This is a genomic window from Frankia sp. AgB1.9, assembly GCF_016786355.1.
GTDB lineage: Bacteria > Actinomycetota > Actinomycetes > Frankiales > Frankiaceae > Pseudofrankia.
On sequence record NZ_JADWYX010000035.1, the window covers coordinates 24238 to 38752 of the forward strand.

The 14515-nt window shown below is 74.2% G+C and carries 11 protein-coding genes; 7 read left to right on the plus strand and 4 right to left on the minus strand.

Annotation, left to right across the window (positions count from 1 at the left end; genetic code table 11):
* Positions 1 to 32: 32 nt before the first annotated feature.
* The 3 genes from I6A60_RS16005 to I6A60_RS16015 all read right to left on the minus strand — a co-directional run bounded on the left by I6A60_RS16005 (position 33) and on the right by I6A60_RS16015 (position 3937).
* On the minus strand, positions 33 to 1271 hold the full coding sequence (locus tag I6A60_RS16005) for an LLM class flavin-dependent oxidoreductase (RefSeq protein WP_307873703.1): 1239 nt from the start codon (positions 1269 to 1271) through the stop codon (positions 33 to 35).
* 609 nt (positions 1272 to 1880) lie between these two features.
* Complete coding sequence (locus tag I6A60_RS16010; protein WP_307873704.1) at positions 1881 to 2864, minus strand: PaaI family thioesterase; 984 nt, start codon at positions 2862 to 2864, stop codon at positions 1881 to 1883.
* A 188-nt stretch (positions 2865 to 3052) separates the two neighbouring features.
* Positions 3053 to 3937 (minus strand): DUF5995 family protein, encoded by an 885-nt coding sequence (locus I6A60_RS16015; RefSeq protein ID WP_307873705.1) that lies wholly within the window; start codon positions 3935 to 3937, stop codon positions 3053 to 3055.
* 644 nt (positions 3938 to 4581) lie between these two features.
* Between I6A60_RS16015 and I6A60_RS16020 the strand changes: the two genes are divergently transcribed.
* The 4 genes from I6A60_RS16020 (at position 4582) to I6A60_RS16035 (ending at position 10578) form a co-directional block, all read left to right on the plus strand.
* The gene (locus I6A60_RS16020) at positions 4582 to 6930 is read left to right on the plus strand and encodes a PAS domain S-box protein (protein ID WP_238435538.1); all 2349 of its coding nucleotides are present in this window, start codon (positions 4582 to 4584) and stop codon (positions 6928 to 6930) included.
* A gap of 122 nt (positions 6931 to 7052) precedes the next feature.
* A complete protein-coding gene (locus I6A60_RS16025; protein WP_203022930.1) occupies positions 7053 to 8072 on the plus strand; it encodes an alpha/beta hydrolase in 1020 nt (339 codons plus the stop codon).
* A gap of 318 nt (positions 8073 to 8390) precedes the next feature.
* Entirely contained in the window at positions 8391 to 9029 is a 639-nt protein-coding gene (locus tag I6A60_RS16030) for a PadR family transcriptional regulator (RefSeq protein WP_203022929.1), read from the plus strand.
* A gap of 211 nt (positions 9030 to 9240) precedes the next feature.
* Positions 9241 to 10578, plus strand: a complete 1338-nt coding sequence (locus I6A60_RS16035) for an FAD-dependent monooxygenase (protein ID WP_203055643.1) — start codon at positions 9241 to 9243, stop codon at positions 10576 to 10578.
* 14 nt (positions 10579 to 10592) lie between these two features.
* On the opposite strand, the gene I6A60_RS16040 is transcribed toward I6A60_RS16035, so the two are convergent.
* Complete coding sequence (locus tag I6A60_RS16040; protein WP_203022928.1) at positions 10593 to 11690, minus strand: MarR family winged helix-turn-helix transcriptional regulator; 1098 nt, start codon at positions 11688 to 11690, stop codon at positions 10593 to 10595.
* Positions 11691 to 11883: 193 nt separating this feature from the next.
* Between I6A60_RS16040 and I6A60_RS16045 the strand changes: the two genes are divergently transcribed.
* The 3 genes from I6A60_RS16045 to I6A60_RS16055 all read left to right on the plus strand — a co-directional run bounded on the left by I6A60_RS16045 (position 11884) and on the right by I6A60_RS16055 (position 14458).
* On the plus strand, positions 11884 to 12846 hold the full coding sequence (locus I6A60_RS16045; protein ID WP_203022927.1) for an ATP-binding cassette domain-containing protein: 963 nt from the start codon (positions 11884 to 11886) through the stop codon (positions 12844 to 12846).
* A 167-nt stretch (positions 12847 to 13013) separates the two neighbouring features.
* Positions 13014 to 13778, plus strand: coding sequence for an ABC transporter permease (locus I6A60_RS16050; protein ID WP_203022926.1), 765 nt, complete (start codon positions 13014 to 13016; stop codon positions 13776 to 13778).
* A gap of 71 nt (positions 13779 to 13849) precedes the next feature.
* On the plus strand, positions 13850 to 14458 hold the full coding sequence (locus tag I6A60_RS16055; protein ID WP_203022925.1) for a trans-aconitate 2-methyltransferase: 609 nt from the start codon (positions 13850 to 13852) through the stop codon (positions 14456 to 14458).
* Positions 14459 to 14515: the final 57 nt, after the last annotated feature.

The window sequence follows — 14515 nt, forward strand, 5'->3', positions numbered from 1 at the left end:
AACCTCCGAAGTTGGGACCACCGAAGTCGGCGTCAGACGGCTTGGGCCCAGGCCTTGGCGAGCAGCTCGTAGGACCGCACCCGGTCGGCGTGGTCGTGGGTGATCGTGGTGACCAGGAGCTCGTCCGCGCCGGTCGCGGCGACCAGGGCCCGCAGGCCCTGCACGACGGTCTCCGGGCCGCCGACGAACTGGCTGTCGACCCGGTCGGCGACCAGTGCGCGCTCGGCGTCGGTCAACACCTTGGCCGCCGCCTCGGCCGCCGAGGGATAGGGCATCGCGCCCTCGCCCGCGCGGATCGACAGCACCCAGGCGCCGTAGCCGCGGGCCAGCTCGGCGGCGTGCGCGTCGTCGTCGCCGACGACGACGTCCGCGGAGACCAGGACGTAGGGCCGGTCCAGCTCGGCGGACGGGCGGAAGGCGGCGCGGTAGGCGGCCACCGTGTCCAGGACGCCCCAGGGGGCGACGTGGTAGTTCGCGCCGAGCGGCAGGCCCAGCTCGCCCGCGGTCCTCGCGCTGTCGCCAGGGGACGAGGCCAGCACCCAGATCCGCGCGTCCGCGCCCTCGGTGGCCGGGGAACGCAGCGGCTGGCCGTCGGAGCCACGGGCGTCACCGCGGAACAGCGCCTGGATCGCGCCGATCCAGGCCGGGTAGTCCTCGCCCTCGTCCTCGCGGTGCCCGACGAGCTTCGCCTGCTCCAGGATCCGGGGCAGGCGTTCCGGGGTGAACATCCCCTTCGGCTGGTTCGGGATGAGCAGCCCGTCGACGATCCGGCCCTTCCCGTCGGGCGCCGGCACGCCCGGCGGCTCGGCGGCGGGGTCGGACGGGGCCGGGCCGGCGGTCGGTGAGCCCGCGGCCCAACGGCTCGCCAGCTCGGCGAGGCGGTTGAGGTTCGAGCGCCCGATGCCCAGGTCGATCCGGCCGGGATGCAGGTGGGCCAGCAGGCCGAACTGCTCGGCGACGCCGACCGGGGTGTGGTGCCCGGTGAGCACCGCGCCGGAGCCGACCCGGATCCGCTCGGTGGCGGTGGCGACCGCGCCGATCAGGACCGACGGCACGGCCGACGTCACGCCGGGCGTCAGATGGTGCTCGGCCAGCCAGAAGCGGGTGTAGCCGAGTCGCTCGGCCTCGCGGGCCAGATCCAGGCAGTTGCGCAGGGCCTCGGCCGGAGTCGAGCCGGAGACCAGCGGAGCCAGATCGAGGACGGACAGCGGGACAGCGGCGTCGGGAATGTCGGAGGCGTCGGAAGTGACAGAGGCGTCGGAAGTGGGCACGGTGGCGCCACCTTTCGCGGTGGTCACGGGCAGCGGCCGGTGTAGCACTGGCGAACCAGGCCGACGCTCACCGACAGCGGCTGGCCGCCAGATGCCCGAAGTCGAGGTAACGCCGACGCGTCAGCCACGAGTACGACCGCATGTCACCGACTCTGCGCAGGCGGCCTTCTCCAGTCAAGCAGTGAACAAAGGGCTTGGCTCACAAGTCCGCTCATTCGTCCCGCGGGCCGGGCGGCGCGACCCGCCGGGTCATCGGCCGAAAGCGCGCCAAGACCTCCGCCGACGGCGCGGCGGCTCCTGGCCGTCGGCCGAGAATGATGGCTGGTCCCAGCCCTGCCCCGGGGTCGGCCGGATGTCGCGCAGGCGACCGCGCGGGCCCGGAACCAGGGCGTCCGGCCGGCCGTTGGGCGAAGTGCGAGCTGCCCGACCCCCTGTCCCGGGCCGGTCCCCCCGGGTCCTCCCTCCCGGCGAAAGACCCTCGGCCCGCCGCCGCGACTCCCCCACCGTGGCGGCGGGCCGGGCTTTCGGGGCCGAACGCTCGCCGGGCTCGTCAGGTGGCGCGGTACCCGTCGTCGGCGGCGCCGACCCGGTCGCGCGGGAGCCGCGGGCTCAGCGTGCCTGGTCCGGCCGGGCCGCGCGGGTGATCGTCGCCACCGTGTACGGCTTGCCGGCCGGCCCGTGGGACGTGACCCGGTAGACGGACAGCGCGCGGCCGCGATGGACCACGCTCGCCGTGAAGATCACCGGGGCGGTCAGCACCGCCGGTCGCAGCAGGTTCATCCGCACCGACGTCGTGTAGTCCGACGCTGGCACCGACGTCAGCGCACCGGCGAGCCCGGCGGCCGCCAGATCCGAGCAGGTCAGCAGCAGGCCGCCGTGCATCGTGCCGCTCGCGTTGCCGAAGGCCTCGACCGGCGGCACCACCAGCCTGGCCACCGACGCCTGGAGCACGGCGACGGCGGCCCCCGCCGGGCCGTTGGGCCGGGCGGCCAGCGGCGGCGCCTCGGCGCTCGGCCGCGGCGCCGGGATCGGGGAGACGGCGTGCTGGCGAGCGATCTCGCCGTCGGTCGTCAGATCGGGGTCGAAGGTGAGCGCCCCCGCCAGGTCGGCGACGCCGAGGACCTCCAGCAGGTCGCGGTGGTCGGCTGGCGTCACCCGTGGCGGCGGGTCCTGCTCGAGGGCGGCTGCAGCGGCGTGCATGCCCTCGGCCGGGACGAACCGGCTACGCCCGGTGCCGATCGCGACCAGCTGCCCGTCGCCGGCCCGGATCTCGGCCCGGGACACCCCGTCGGCGGGGCCGACGCCGGCCACCTTAGAGGTGGCCAGCAACTCAGGACCCGACCACGGCGGCGGGACGACGATGTCGAGCGCCAGCTCGGTGGTGACCGAGTGGGTGCCAGGCGGGCGGTGGTTGTGCACCTCGACACCGACCGCGTCGTCGAGGATCACTCCGAGCGAGCCGCCGGTCGGCACGCCGTCCGGCCCGTTCATCCACGGGCCGACGAGCATCGACACCCGCAGGCCGTCCCCCCGGATCGTGGGGCCCACCCGCATCCTGGTCTCCGGGAACTCCCTGGCCGCCGCGCGCGCCACGCCGTGCCTCCCCGCCCACCCCGGCCCGCGCCGATCGCCCGGGACTCCCAGTCGATCATGCACCGAGTTCCGGCGAACCGGCCGGCCTTGTGCCCAACGACTCACCTGACCAGCCCGAACCTCCCCACGGCTGGCCTGGGCCGACGGGTGGCCGCGACGGCTCGCCCGGGTCGGGCGGCCGGTGCGGCTCAGCCGTGGTGCGCGGCGCAGTAGCGGTCCCGGGACGCGGCCAGCCCGACGTTCAGCAGCGGCGGGTAGCCGAAGCTCGCCTGGACGGAGCGGGCCAGGACCACCGACCCGGTCTCGATGCTCGCCGCGACGGCGGACCGGGCTGCCGGGGTCCGCGCGTCGACGAGGCGCTGCGCATTGAGCCAGGCGTTCTCCCGCCAACCGACGATGATGGCCATGAACGCGTCATAGGTGATGCCGAACGGGCTCTTCAGGTCGTTGACCGTGGGGTCGAACCTGGCCGCCTCCTCGTCGAGCAGCGAGGTGACGATCATGTTCAGGAAGACGTTGACCTTCTCGTGGTCGTCATGCCGGCTGCTGCCGTCCGGGGCGACAAGGCCGAGCGCGGCGAGGATGTACGGCAGGTCCCGGTTGATGTGGGCGTTCATCCCCAGCAGGATGTCGCCCAGGCCCGACATGGTCCTGTCCCGCGCGGCGCCGAACGCAATCTGCCAGGCCTGTGGCACGGCCGCCGTGTCGCCGGCATTCCAGTTGTCATACGCGCTGAAGAAGTACGCGGCGAAGAACGCGTCCTCGACGTTGACGAAACGCGGGTCCTGGAAGAAGCCCGGCTCGGCGGCGACCGTCTGGTACTCCTGGGTGGTCCGCAGGTAGGCCAGCGCGAACGGCGCCAGGTGGTCGCAGGCGGCGGCCCGCGCGTCGAAGATCGCGCTCATCCGGCCGATGGTGACCGGGACGCAGTCGTCGCTGCCCGCCAGGCAGTCATCGACCTGCTCGGGCGTGTACCAGGGTGCCAGGGACGGCTGGTAGGCCGCCAGGCCGGTGAGCGGCACCGGGCCGTCCGCCAGGGCTGGCGAGGCGGCGAACGTCACCGTCGCCGCCACGGTGACACCGAGAACGAAAGCCACTGACGTGGCGGCGGGCCGCCGCGCCGGTGCCCGGTGCCTGCCCACACTGCGTATTTGCCTGATCGAATCCCCCATTGCGCCACCCTAGGACCGCGCCGGGCCGATTCACGCCGGCGGCGCGGGAGGACAACGCGAGGCCACATCCGCGCAGGTCCGCCGGCTTTCCCGCGGCCAGGAGACGCCGCCTTCCCATTCCCCGCGGACCGTCCCTCGAATACCGTCAGCCGGTCCGTCGGCGTGAGGCCCTGGATGCGCGCGGCGAACCCGGGTGTGGCCGTGAACGTGTCACGTCACCCGCGCCGGCACGCCGGGAATGGCGCGGCGCGGAATTGTCCGCGTTACCCATGACCAACTGGCAGGTTTTCGGCGCGGGATATCGCGGGACCGGCACGCCAGGCCAGTTGGCGCCCAGGACAAGCCTTCCCAGACGCGGCCTCAAGGTGCGAACCGGGTACGCGCGGGCACGGATCCGTCCAGCGTCGTGACGACGCACACGGCGAGCGCGTACGGTGTCGAAACGGTATCGAGCCGCGCACCGTTCTGCGCAGGCGTTCCGGGCGGGCCCGCGCGCGGTGTCGCCGGCGCTGGTCGATGCCAGAGGAGGCGGGGACGGCGTGGGCATGACGGACGCGGTGGGACCCGGTTCCGGGCGGGCGGACAGAGTTCCCGCTCACCAGGGCGACGGGACGGACGCGAACGGCCACCCTGCCGCGCGCGACGCGGCCGGGCCCGACCACCCGACCGGCCCCGGTCCGGACCAGGACGGCACCGGTCCTCTCCCCACGGCCGGGTTCGGCGCCTGGCGCGCCGCGTTCGCCGAGCGCAGCGACGGGCCGGCCGGCTCCGACGACCACCCGGCCGCCGGCGCGCCCGCCGCGTCATCCGGCCCGGCCCCGCTCGGATACACCCCGCGCACCGCCATCCCGCCCGCCTACACGCCGCCCGCCGCCATCCCGCCAGCGCCACGGCCCGCGGCCACGCCGGCGGCCGGTCTCACCCCGCCCGGCCAGGGCGCGGCGGGCAACGGCCTGGCCGGCCAGCTGGTCGGCGGCCCGCTCACCAGGCCGCCGCAGAACGGCACAGGACCGACCGGCACCGGGCGGGCTCAGAGCCCGCTGGACGAGGACACGACCCGATCGGACTTCCCGCCGCCGCGCCAGCTTCCGGCCGCGCCGGCCAGCCCCGGCGGGCCGCCCGTGGCTTCGACCTCGCTGGCGACGGCGGCGCTGAGCCCGGTGCGCCTGGCACCCCCCGCCTCGCGCCCGCCGGCCACCCAACCGGACCCGCCCGCCGACCCCACCGGGCCGCTGTCCGTCGGGCTCGCCGCGCTCGACCTGCTCGACACGCTGGCCGAGGTCGTCTTCCGCACCGACGCCGAGGGCCGCTGGACGTACCTGAACCCGGCCTGGACCCGGCTCACCGGGTTCGACATCGACGCGAGCCTCGGGAACCGGTTCATCGACTACGTCCACCCCGAGGAGCTCGAGCACACCATCGCCCTGTTCATGGCGGTGGTCGTCGGCGGCGCGGACCACTGCCACCACGAGACCCGCTACCGCACCGCCGACGGCTACCGACGGGTCCAGATCCGGGCCAAGGTGCTGCGCGACGACTCCGGCGACGTCGTGGGCAACATCGGCACGATCATCGACGTCACCGAGTCCCGGTTCGGCGCCGAGATGGCCACCGAGCAGGGCGCGCTGCTGGAGCTGATCCCGACCGGCGGCCGGATCGACGACCTCCCGGTCGGGATCGTCATCTACGACCCCGACGACACGGTGCGCCGCGCCTCCCGCGTGGTCGACCGGCTCGCCGGCGCCCGCACGCAGGTCGGCGACGCGCTGGACGCGCTCACGGCCCACGTCCGCCCCGCGGTCGTCGGCGGCCCGGCGCTGGACGGCCCGTGGGGCCTGGTCGCCACCGCCCGGCGCACCCAGACCGCCCAGATCGGCGACTTCGACGTGCTGGCCGGCGCGGCCGCGGCCGTCGTCGCCGAGACCGGGGCCGCCGGCGGGCCCGAGGAGGCACGCGCCGCGCTCGGGCCGCGCCGCTCGCTGCGGGCCACCGTCATTCCGATCGAGGAGAACGGCGAGACCCGGGTCGCCGTCATGCTCTCCGACGTCACCGACCTGCGCCGTGCCGAGCGCCAGCAGGCGGCGCTCGCCTACCTCGGCCAGCGGGCGCTGACGACCCTGGACGTGCCGGCACTGCTGCGCGAGGCCGTCGAGCTGGTCGCGACCACGCTCGGGGTCGAGCGCTGCGACCTGATCGAGTGCGTCGAGATGGCGTCGGCCCGCGGCCAGACCCACAAGCTCACGTTCGACGGCGCGGGCGGTGTCGTGGTCGCCCGCCCCGGCCCGGACGGCGGCGACGTCGAGGAGGGCAAGTCCGGCGGCGGTGTCTACGCGCACGTGCGGACCTGCTACGGCCGCCACGGAGGCGCCTGGGCCGCCGGCGCGGTCTCGGCGGCGCCCGACTCCTTCGTGTCGCAGGTGCTGTCGTCCTGCCAGCCGCTCGTCATCGACGACCTGCCGGGCCGGGCCGACCTCAGGCTGGAGGGCTGGCTGCAGGGCGACGGCGCGGTGGCGACCGTGGGCGCGCCGATCGGCGTCGGCAGCCGGGCGTTCGGCGTCCTGACCGCGCACAGCCACACCCATCGCCGGTTCACCCGCGACGAGGCGCACTTCGTCCAGTCGGTCGCCAACGTCGTCGCCGCGGCCGTCGAGCTCGCCCAGATGCAGGAGGACCGGGCCCGCCTCGCCGTCTTCGAGGACCGCGACCGGATCGCCTGCGAGCTGCACGACCTGGTCATCCAGCGGCTGTTCTCCGTCGGCCTGCGCCTGCAGTCGCTGGTACGCCAGGTCCCCGAGCAGGGCGCGGTCCGGATGACGACCGCGATCTCCGACCTCGACCAGACCATCGACGAGGTCCGCCGCACCATCTTCGACCTCCGCCCGCCGCACGCGTAGCCGTCCGGGTGGCCCGGCCCGAGCCGGGCCGTACGGCGGTCAGCCGAGTCGAACGGACGCCCGGAACCAGGTGGTCGAGCATCGGATGTCCGTTGTGGCGCTAGCGGGGCCGGCCGAGGATGATGCACGCTGTGACAATCTGGGCGAGCCGGGAGCTGCGTGAGTCATCGCGGCGATTCGGGCGGACGACGCCCGGACGCGGCCATCGACCTGCGGCTGTCGGGCTGATCGCGGCGCTCGTCGCGCTCGTCGCGCTCGCCGTCGCTGGCTGCCAGCCCACGACGCTGGTCGGATTCAACGGCTCACGGGTGGCGCTGTACGAGGACCGGGACGTGGCGTATGCGTCGGTTTCGCCCGCGCAGCGGCTGGACCTCTACCGGCCGCTACACCCGGACGGCAAGCTGCCGGTCGTCGTCCTCATCCACGGCGGCGGCTTCATCGGCGGCGACAAGTCGGACCTCGACGACACGGCGGCGTCGCTCGTCGCGCACGGATATGCGGTCGCCAACGTGAACTACCGACTCGCGCCCGAGGGAGTCTTCCCGGCGCCCGTCGTCGACGTCAAGGCGGCGATCCGCTGGCTGCGCGCCAACGCTGCCGGCTACGACCTCGACCCGGCCAGGTTCGGCGCGCTCGGCGAGTCCGCCGGCGCCTACCTCGCCGAGATGGTCGGTACCTGGGGCCACGTGGCGTCGCCCGACGACGCGGCATTGGGCAACATCAACGTCCCGAGCACGGTCAGGGCCGTCGTCGACCTCTTTGGCCCGGTCGACTTCACGGCGATCGATGGTCAGCTGCGAGCGGACGGATGTCCGGCCAGCGCCCTGACCCACGACAGCCCGAGCGGCTACGAGTCGAGGCTGCTGGGCCACCAGATCACCACGGTTCCCGGTCTCGTGTGGCTGGCCAACCCGCTGACCTATGTCGGTTCCGGTCAGGTGCCTCCGCCGTTCGACATCGAACACGGCCAGGCCGACTGCACGGTCCCGTATCAGCAGTCCGAGGAGCTCGCGAACGGGCTGCGGGCCGCCGGCGGCCAGGTCGACCTGACCGTCGTGCCGGGCGCTGGGCACGGCGCGAGCTACCCGCGGGGTGACCGATTCCCGGCCATCGTGGCCTTCCTCGACAGGTACGTACGCTGACCGACCTGGCCCAAGGCCTCCACCGGTCCGGCTGTTCCGTCTCGTAGCCCAAGATCAATACTGACCCGCGCGGGATGTCCCATCGGGGAGTCTCACCGAATCTGGTCCGCGAGCCTCGATGGCGACAACCCGCCAGCCAGGTCGCCATGACGCAACCATGCGCACCGAGACGGGACACAGGCCACGGCCCCCGCTTCCGCCGGGGCCCAAAGTGGTTGACAACGATTAGTCAGGACTGGATAGTTGTCACTGACGGATCGTGGTGCGGGCGGCGACAAGGCAGGATGGAGGTGACAAGGGTGTCGGAGGGAGAACGGGTTGGCCGCGCGGCGCAAGGTCGGCAACCTGCTGGGACTGGCGGTCCTGGCCTACCTGAGCCGCGCCCCGATGCACCCGTACGAGCTCAGCCGGACCCTGCGCGACTACGGCGACGACCGCAGCATCAAGTTCAACCACGGCTCCCTCTACATGGTCGTCCAGCAGCTGGCGAAGGCCGGCTTCGTCACGGAGCTGGAGACGACCCGCGAGGGCCAGCGCCCGGAACGGACCGTCTACGCCATCACCGACGGCGGCCGCGCCGAGCTGCACGACTGGCTACGGGAGCTGGTCAGCGAGCCGGAGCACGAGTACCCGAACTTCGTCTCCGCACTGTCGCTGATCGCCGCGCTGCACCCGGACGACGCCGTCGAAAGGCTGCGCTCGCGGCTGACCGGCCTCGCCGCGCGGCGGGCCGAGGCCCAGAAGCTGATCGACGACTCGCTCGCCGAGGGAGTTCCCGAACTCTTCCTGATCGAGGAGGAGTTCCGGGTCGCCCAGCTCGACACCGAGGCCGCCTTCGTCGAGCGCCTGATCACCCGGATCACCGACCCGGTGGCCGGCTGGGGGCCGGGCTGGGCCCAGGTGCACGCGGCCATGACCGCACAGGCGCCGCCGGGACCAGCCGAGCCACAGGCCTGAGAACCATCCTCCGACGGGGGCTCGCTCCCCGGAACTAGAGGTACCGCCGCCGGCCTCGCCGGGCGGCGTGACCGCTGCACCTTCCTTCAGGCCGACCCCTCCCGGGCCACGCGGCCCTGCCCGCCTCCGGGCGCCGCCGCCACCCCCGCCGGGAGGCGTTCCGTCGGCCTGCCCTCATCCACGCCCCCCTGCTGTGAAAGGCGGATCCCCCATGTCCATCACCAGAAGCGCCATCGTCATCGGCGGTGGGATCGCCGGGCCGGTGGCCGCGCTCGCCCTCGGCCAGGCCGGCATCGAGGCCACCGTCTACGAGGCGTACGACACGACGGCGGACGGCGTCGGCGGCACGCTGAGCATCGCGCCGAACGGCCTGGACGCCCTGGCCGCGGTCGGCCTGGCCGGCGTCGTCGAGGAGCTCGGCTCGCCGATCACCTCGATGGTGATGCGCAACGGCAAGGGCCGCCGGCTGGCCACCCTCGGCTCGCCCGCCGGCCTGCCAGCCCAGCGGCTGTTGTGGCGCCCCGACCTCTACCGGGCGCTGCGTGACGCCACCGCCAGCCGCGGTGTCCGCGTCGAGTACGGCCGGCGGCTGACCGCCGTCGACCAGGACGCGGACGGTGTCACCGCCGTGTTCGCCGACGGCACCACGGCCCGCGCCGACGTCCTCCTCGGGGCCGTCCGCCTCCGGTCCCCGGGGCGGTGCAAGCTCGACCCCGCGGCGCCCGCCCCCCCCCCCCCCCCGCCCCCCCCCCCCGCCCGGGGGGGCGGGGACGGCATCCGGTCCCGGGTCCGGTCACTGCTCGACCCGGCGGCGCCCGCGCCCCGGTACGTCGGCCTGCTCGGCTTCGGCGCGCGGCTCGGTCCCGGCCCGGTCGACGCCAGCCGGATCGGGACGACCGGGTCCGAGATGCACTTCGTCTTCGGCCGGCGTGCCTTCTTCGGCTACGTGCTGGACGAGGACGGCTCGGGCGGCTGGTTCGCCAACCTGCCGCGGGCGGCGTCGACGACGGCGGCCGAGACCCGAGCCACCGACCCCGCCGGCTGGCTGAAGCTGCTGCGCGAGACGTTCGCCGGCGACGGGCTGCGGATGGACGACCTGATCGCCCGGACCGACCCGGCGGACCTGATCTCCGTCGGCGGCATGGAGGACCTGCCGACCGTCCCGGTCTGGCACCGCGGCCGGGCCGTCCTCATCGGCGACGCCGCGCACGCCACGTCGCCCAGCTCCGGGCAGGGCGCGTCGCTCGCCCTGGAGAGCGCCGTCGAGCTCGCCCGCTGCCTGCGTGACCTGCCGCATCAGGAGGCGTTCGCGGGCTACGAGAGCCTGCGCCGCGCCCGCGTCGAGAAGATCATCAAGATGGGCGAGCGCACCAACAGCGACAAGGCCGCGGGGCCGGTGGCCCGGGTGCTGCGCGACCTGATGATGCCGGTCGCGATGAGGCTCATGAACCCCGAGTCGTTCTCGTGGCCGATGCGCCATCACATCGACTGGGACGCCCCGGTCGCCGGCGCCGCGGTGAGCGTCCAGGCTCCGGCGCGGGCCGGGTGAAACTTCCGGCGCGGCTACGACAGCGTCGCGATCTCGAGGTGGCTCACCCCGCCGGTCAGGGCGAACTCGTAGCCGGCCGAGCCCTGGCCGATGGTCTGGGTCAGGGCGCCGATCGGGCCCTGCCGCTGGCCGTCGACGACGACGTCGCTCGCGCCGCCGCGAATCCGCAGGCTGACGGACACGCCGGCGGGACGTTCGAGGCGCAGCGACTTCGCGCCGCCGGTCAGCGAGACCCGGGCGCCGTGGGCGGGCGGGCCGAGGCGCAGTCTCAGGTCGTTGGCGCCGCCGGTCAGCGAGAACGACCGCGTGGTGGCGCCGGTGAGGTCGACGGCGAGGTGCTGGGCGCCGCCGCGGACGTCGACGGCCCAGGCGACCCGTGGGTTGAGGGTGAGCGTCGAGGACCCCGAGCCGGCCCGCCAGAGCGTCCGGCCGCGCCGGCCGAACTGGACGCGCACCTCGGTCTCGTCCGGGCGCACGATGACCTCGCTGGTCGGGGCCGCGCCGGCGAAGTCGCCCTGGTAGAGGCTGTCGGTGGGGAAGTCCTTACCGCCGGCCACGACTTGGAGCTGCTTCAGGCCGCCGGCGAGATGCAGCCGGGCCTGGGTGGCCGTGCCCAGCGGCGCCCCCAGGGTCACCGGGGTGGCCCCGACCCCCGGATCGTCGCGCAGGGTGTCGGTCTGGTCGCGCAGCATCTCGGTGGTCGCGACCAGGAACCGGGCGACGGTCGCCTGCTCGGCGGGGCTGAACTTCGCCTGGATGGCGGCCGCGGCCGCGGTCATCGGCCCGAACATGACGTCGAGCGCGGCGAGGCGCTCGGCGACGGCCGTCACGACGACCCGGCGCCGGTCGCCGGGATCGGGCAGCCGGGTGACGTAGCCACGTCGCTCCAGGCCGTCGAGCACCCTGGTGATCGCGCCGGTGGTCAGCTGGGTCGCCACGGCGAGCTGCCCCGCCACCCGCGGGTTGGAGCGCACGATCGCCAGCACCGCGAGCTCGGTCGGCGTGAGCCGGGCCCGCAGCCCGGCCGCCGACTGGAACAGCTGCGCGGCGGACACCAGCTCCCGCAGCAGCACCTCCAGGTCGACGTCGGCGTCCCGCGTCTGCCGCTCCATCACCGCTACCTCCCTGCCGGGCCGGGTGCCGACGCCGTCCGGTCCCACCCGGTCGGGCCAGTGCGATCCGGGCACGCCGCGCGGACGCGACGAAACCGGGCCTTGACACCGTGACCAACGCTATCTCACTATCGCATTGCCTTACTCACTCAGACAAGTTCCATGCAGGAAAACGATCCGAAACGGACGCCACATGATCACAACCCAGGCGCTGCGCCGGGAGTTCCGCCGGTCCCGGCGCGCCGACCCGGTCGTCGCCGTCGACGGCATCGACCTGGTCGTCGACCGTGGCGAGGTCTTCGGCCTGCTCGGCCCGAACGGCGCCGGCAAGTCGACCACCATGCGCATGCTGACCACCCTGCTGCCGCCGACCTCGGGCACGGCCCTCGTCGCCGGCCATGACGTGGCGAAGGAACGAGCCGCGGTGCGCCGCCGGATCGGGTTCGTCGCGCAGGGCGGCGGCACCGACTCGGCCGAGACGGCCCGCGCGGAGCTGGTCATGCAGGGCCGGGTGTTCGGCATGTCCAAGACCGACGCGCTCACCCGGGCCGACGACCTGCTCGCCCGGTTCAGCCTCACCGACGCGGCCGACCGGCGCCTCGGCACCTGGTCGGGCGGCATGCGCCGCCGCCTCGACATCGCGGTCGGCCTGGTCAACTCCCCCGAGCTGCTGCTGCTCGACGAGCCCACGACCGGGCTGGACCCGGCGAGCCGGGCCGAGGTGTGGGCCGAGCTGCGGGCCGTCCGCGACGCCGGGACGACGATCCTGCTCACGACCCACTACCTGGAGGAGGCCGACGAGCTCTGCGACCGGGTCGCGATCATCCACCAGGGCAAGGTCGCGCGGACCGGGCCGCCGGACGAGCTGAAGAGCCAGGTCGCCGGTGACGGCATCGTCGTCACGCTGCCCCCCGGCGGCCCTGAGGCGGTCAGCCCGACCGTCCGCGAGCAGCCCTGGTGCCGCGACGTCGAGGTCGTCGACGACAGGACGCTGCGGGTGTACGTCGAGGACGGCTCCCGCGCCGTCACCGACCTGCTGCGCCTGCTCGACGGCCTGTCGACCCCGGTTCTCACCCTCACGCTGACCCGGCCGAGCCTCGACGACGTCTTCCTGACCGCCACAGGCCACCCGCTCGCCGCCGCCGCCGGCGTCTGACCAGCGCCGTCAGGTCTGACCGCTCCCGCGGGGCCGCCGACGCGGCCGGCGCGGTCCGGTCTCACCGCCGGCGCGGTCCGCGCGTCCGCCCGCCCGGGTGGTCTCCCCGGCCCGCCCACGTTCGCTTGACCTTTCGACTTCTCGACTCCTCGACTGGGAGCCCTTCCATGCGTTTCTTCTCCGACGTCCGGCTCACCTACGCCCGCGCCGTGCGCGCGGTGCTGCGGGAACCGAGCTGGATCATCATCGGGCTCGCGCAGCCGCTGTTCTACCTCTACCTGTTCGGCCCGCTGCTGAAGAACGGCGGCGTCACCCGCGGCCTGCCGGCCGGAACCAGCAGCTGGGACGTGTTCGTGCCCGGCCTGCTGGTCCAGCTCGTCCTGTTCAACTGCGCGTTCAACGGGTTCGCCCTGCTGTCCGAGATGCGGGCCGGCGTGCTGGAGCGGCTGTCGGTGACGCCGATCAGCCGGCTGGCGCTGCTGCTCGGCCGCGCCCTGCGCGACGCCACCCTCGTCGTCATCCAGGGCGCGATCCTCGTCGGCCTGGCCGTTCCGCTCGGGCTGCACCTGCACGCGGGCCTGGTCGTCGCCGCCGTCGTGCTGATGGCCCTCGGTGTCGGCCTGTCCTGCCTGGGCTACGGGCTCGCGCTGGTGCTGCGCAGCGAGGACGCGCTGGCGCCGGTCATCCAGGGCTTCTCGCTGCCGCTGCTGCTGCTGTCCGGGATCTTCCTGCCGCTGTCGTTCGCCCCGACCTGGCTGAACGACACCGCCGACGCCAACCCGCTGCGCCACACCACCGACGCGGTCCGGGCCCTGATGCTCGGGCACGGCCGGTCCTGGGTCGGCATCGTGGTCACCTGCGCGTTCGCCGTGCTCCTCGTCATCTTCGGCACCCGCCGCTTCCACAACACCGAGGACCTGCGCATCACCTGATCTGGGCGGATTTCGCGGCCAGCCCGCCGGACCGGTCCCCCGACCGGCCCGGCGCCGGCAGAATGCCACCCATGAGCGAGGCGGCACCGGTCGGCCAGTTCCACTTCGACCCCGAGACCTACCTGGCGATGGTGCTCAGCGAGGTACCCGACTACGAACGGCTCCAGGACGAGGTCGCGGCGGCGAGCGCCGGCCGCGCCGTGGCCCGCGCGCTCGACCTGGGCGCGGGCACCGGCGAGACGAGCCGGCGGGTCCTCGCCGCCCACCCGGCCGCGGTCCTGGTCGCCCTCGACGAGAGCGACGGCATGCTGGCCGCCGCCCGCGAGCACCTGCCGGCCGACCGGGTCGAGTTCGTCGTCGGCCGGCTGGAGGACCCGCTGCCCGCCGGCCCCTTCGACCTGGTCGTGTCCGCGCTCGCCGTCCACCATCTCGACGGCCCCGGCAAGCTGGACCTGTTCGCCCGGGTCGCCGGCGTGCTCGCCCCCGGCGGCCGCTTCGTCCTCGCGGACATCGTCGTCCCCGAAGACCCGGCCGACATCGTCACTCCCGTCGAGGACGAGTTCGACCAGCCCAGCCGCCTCCCCGACCAGCTCACCTGGCTCCGCCAGGCCGGCCTCTCCCCCACCGTGACCTGGCACCACCTGGACCTCGCCGTCCTCACCGCCGACCGCCCCACCTGAGACGCCGACGGCCGCCTCCGAAGTGGCCTTGATCGCTGTTCTGGCCCTCTGGTGGTC

What these genes read in the sequence shown, in the direction of transcription:
- I6A60_RS16035 (WP_203055643.1), top strand. Translation starts at nt 9,241, where the DNA reads ATGTCCATCACCAGAAGCGCCATCGTCATCGGCGGTGGGATCGCCGGG.
- I6A60_RS16055 (WP_203022925.1), top strand. Translation starts at nt 13,850, where the DNA reads ATGAGCGAGGCGGCACCGGTCGGCCAGTTCCACTTCGACCCCGAGACC.
- I6A60_RS16045 (WP_203022927.1), top strand. Translation starts at nt 11,884, where the DNA reads ATGATCACAACCCAGGCGCTGCGCCGGGAGTTCCGCCGGTCCCGGCGC.
- I6A60_RS16020 (WP_238435538.1), top strand. Translation starts at nt 4,582, where the DNA reads ATGACGGACGCGGTGGGACCCGGTTCCGGGCGGGCGGACAGAGTTCCC.
- I6A60_RS16025 (WP_203022930.1), top strand. Translation starts at nt 7,053, where the DNA reads ATGCACGCTGTGACAATCTGGGCGAGCCGGGAGCTGCGTGAGTCATCG.
- I6A60_RS16050 (WP_203022926.1), top strand. Translation starts at nt 13,014, where the DNA reads ATGCGTTTCTTCTCCGACGTCCGGCTCACCTACGCCCGCGCCGTGCGC.
- I6A60_RS16040 (WP_203022928.1), bottom strand. Translation starts at nt 11,690, where the DNA reads ATGGAGCGGCAGACGCGGGACGCCGACGTCGACCTGGAGGTGCTGCTG.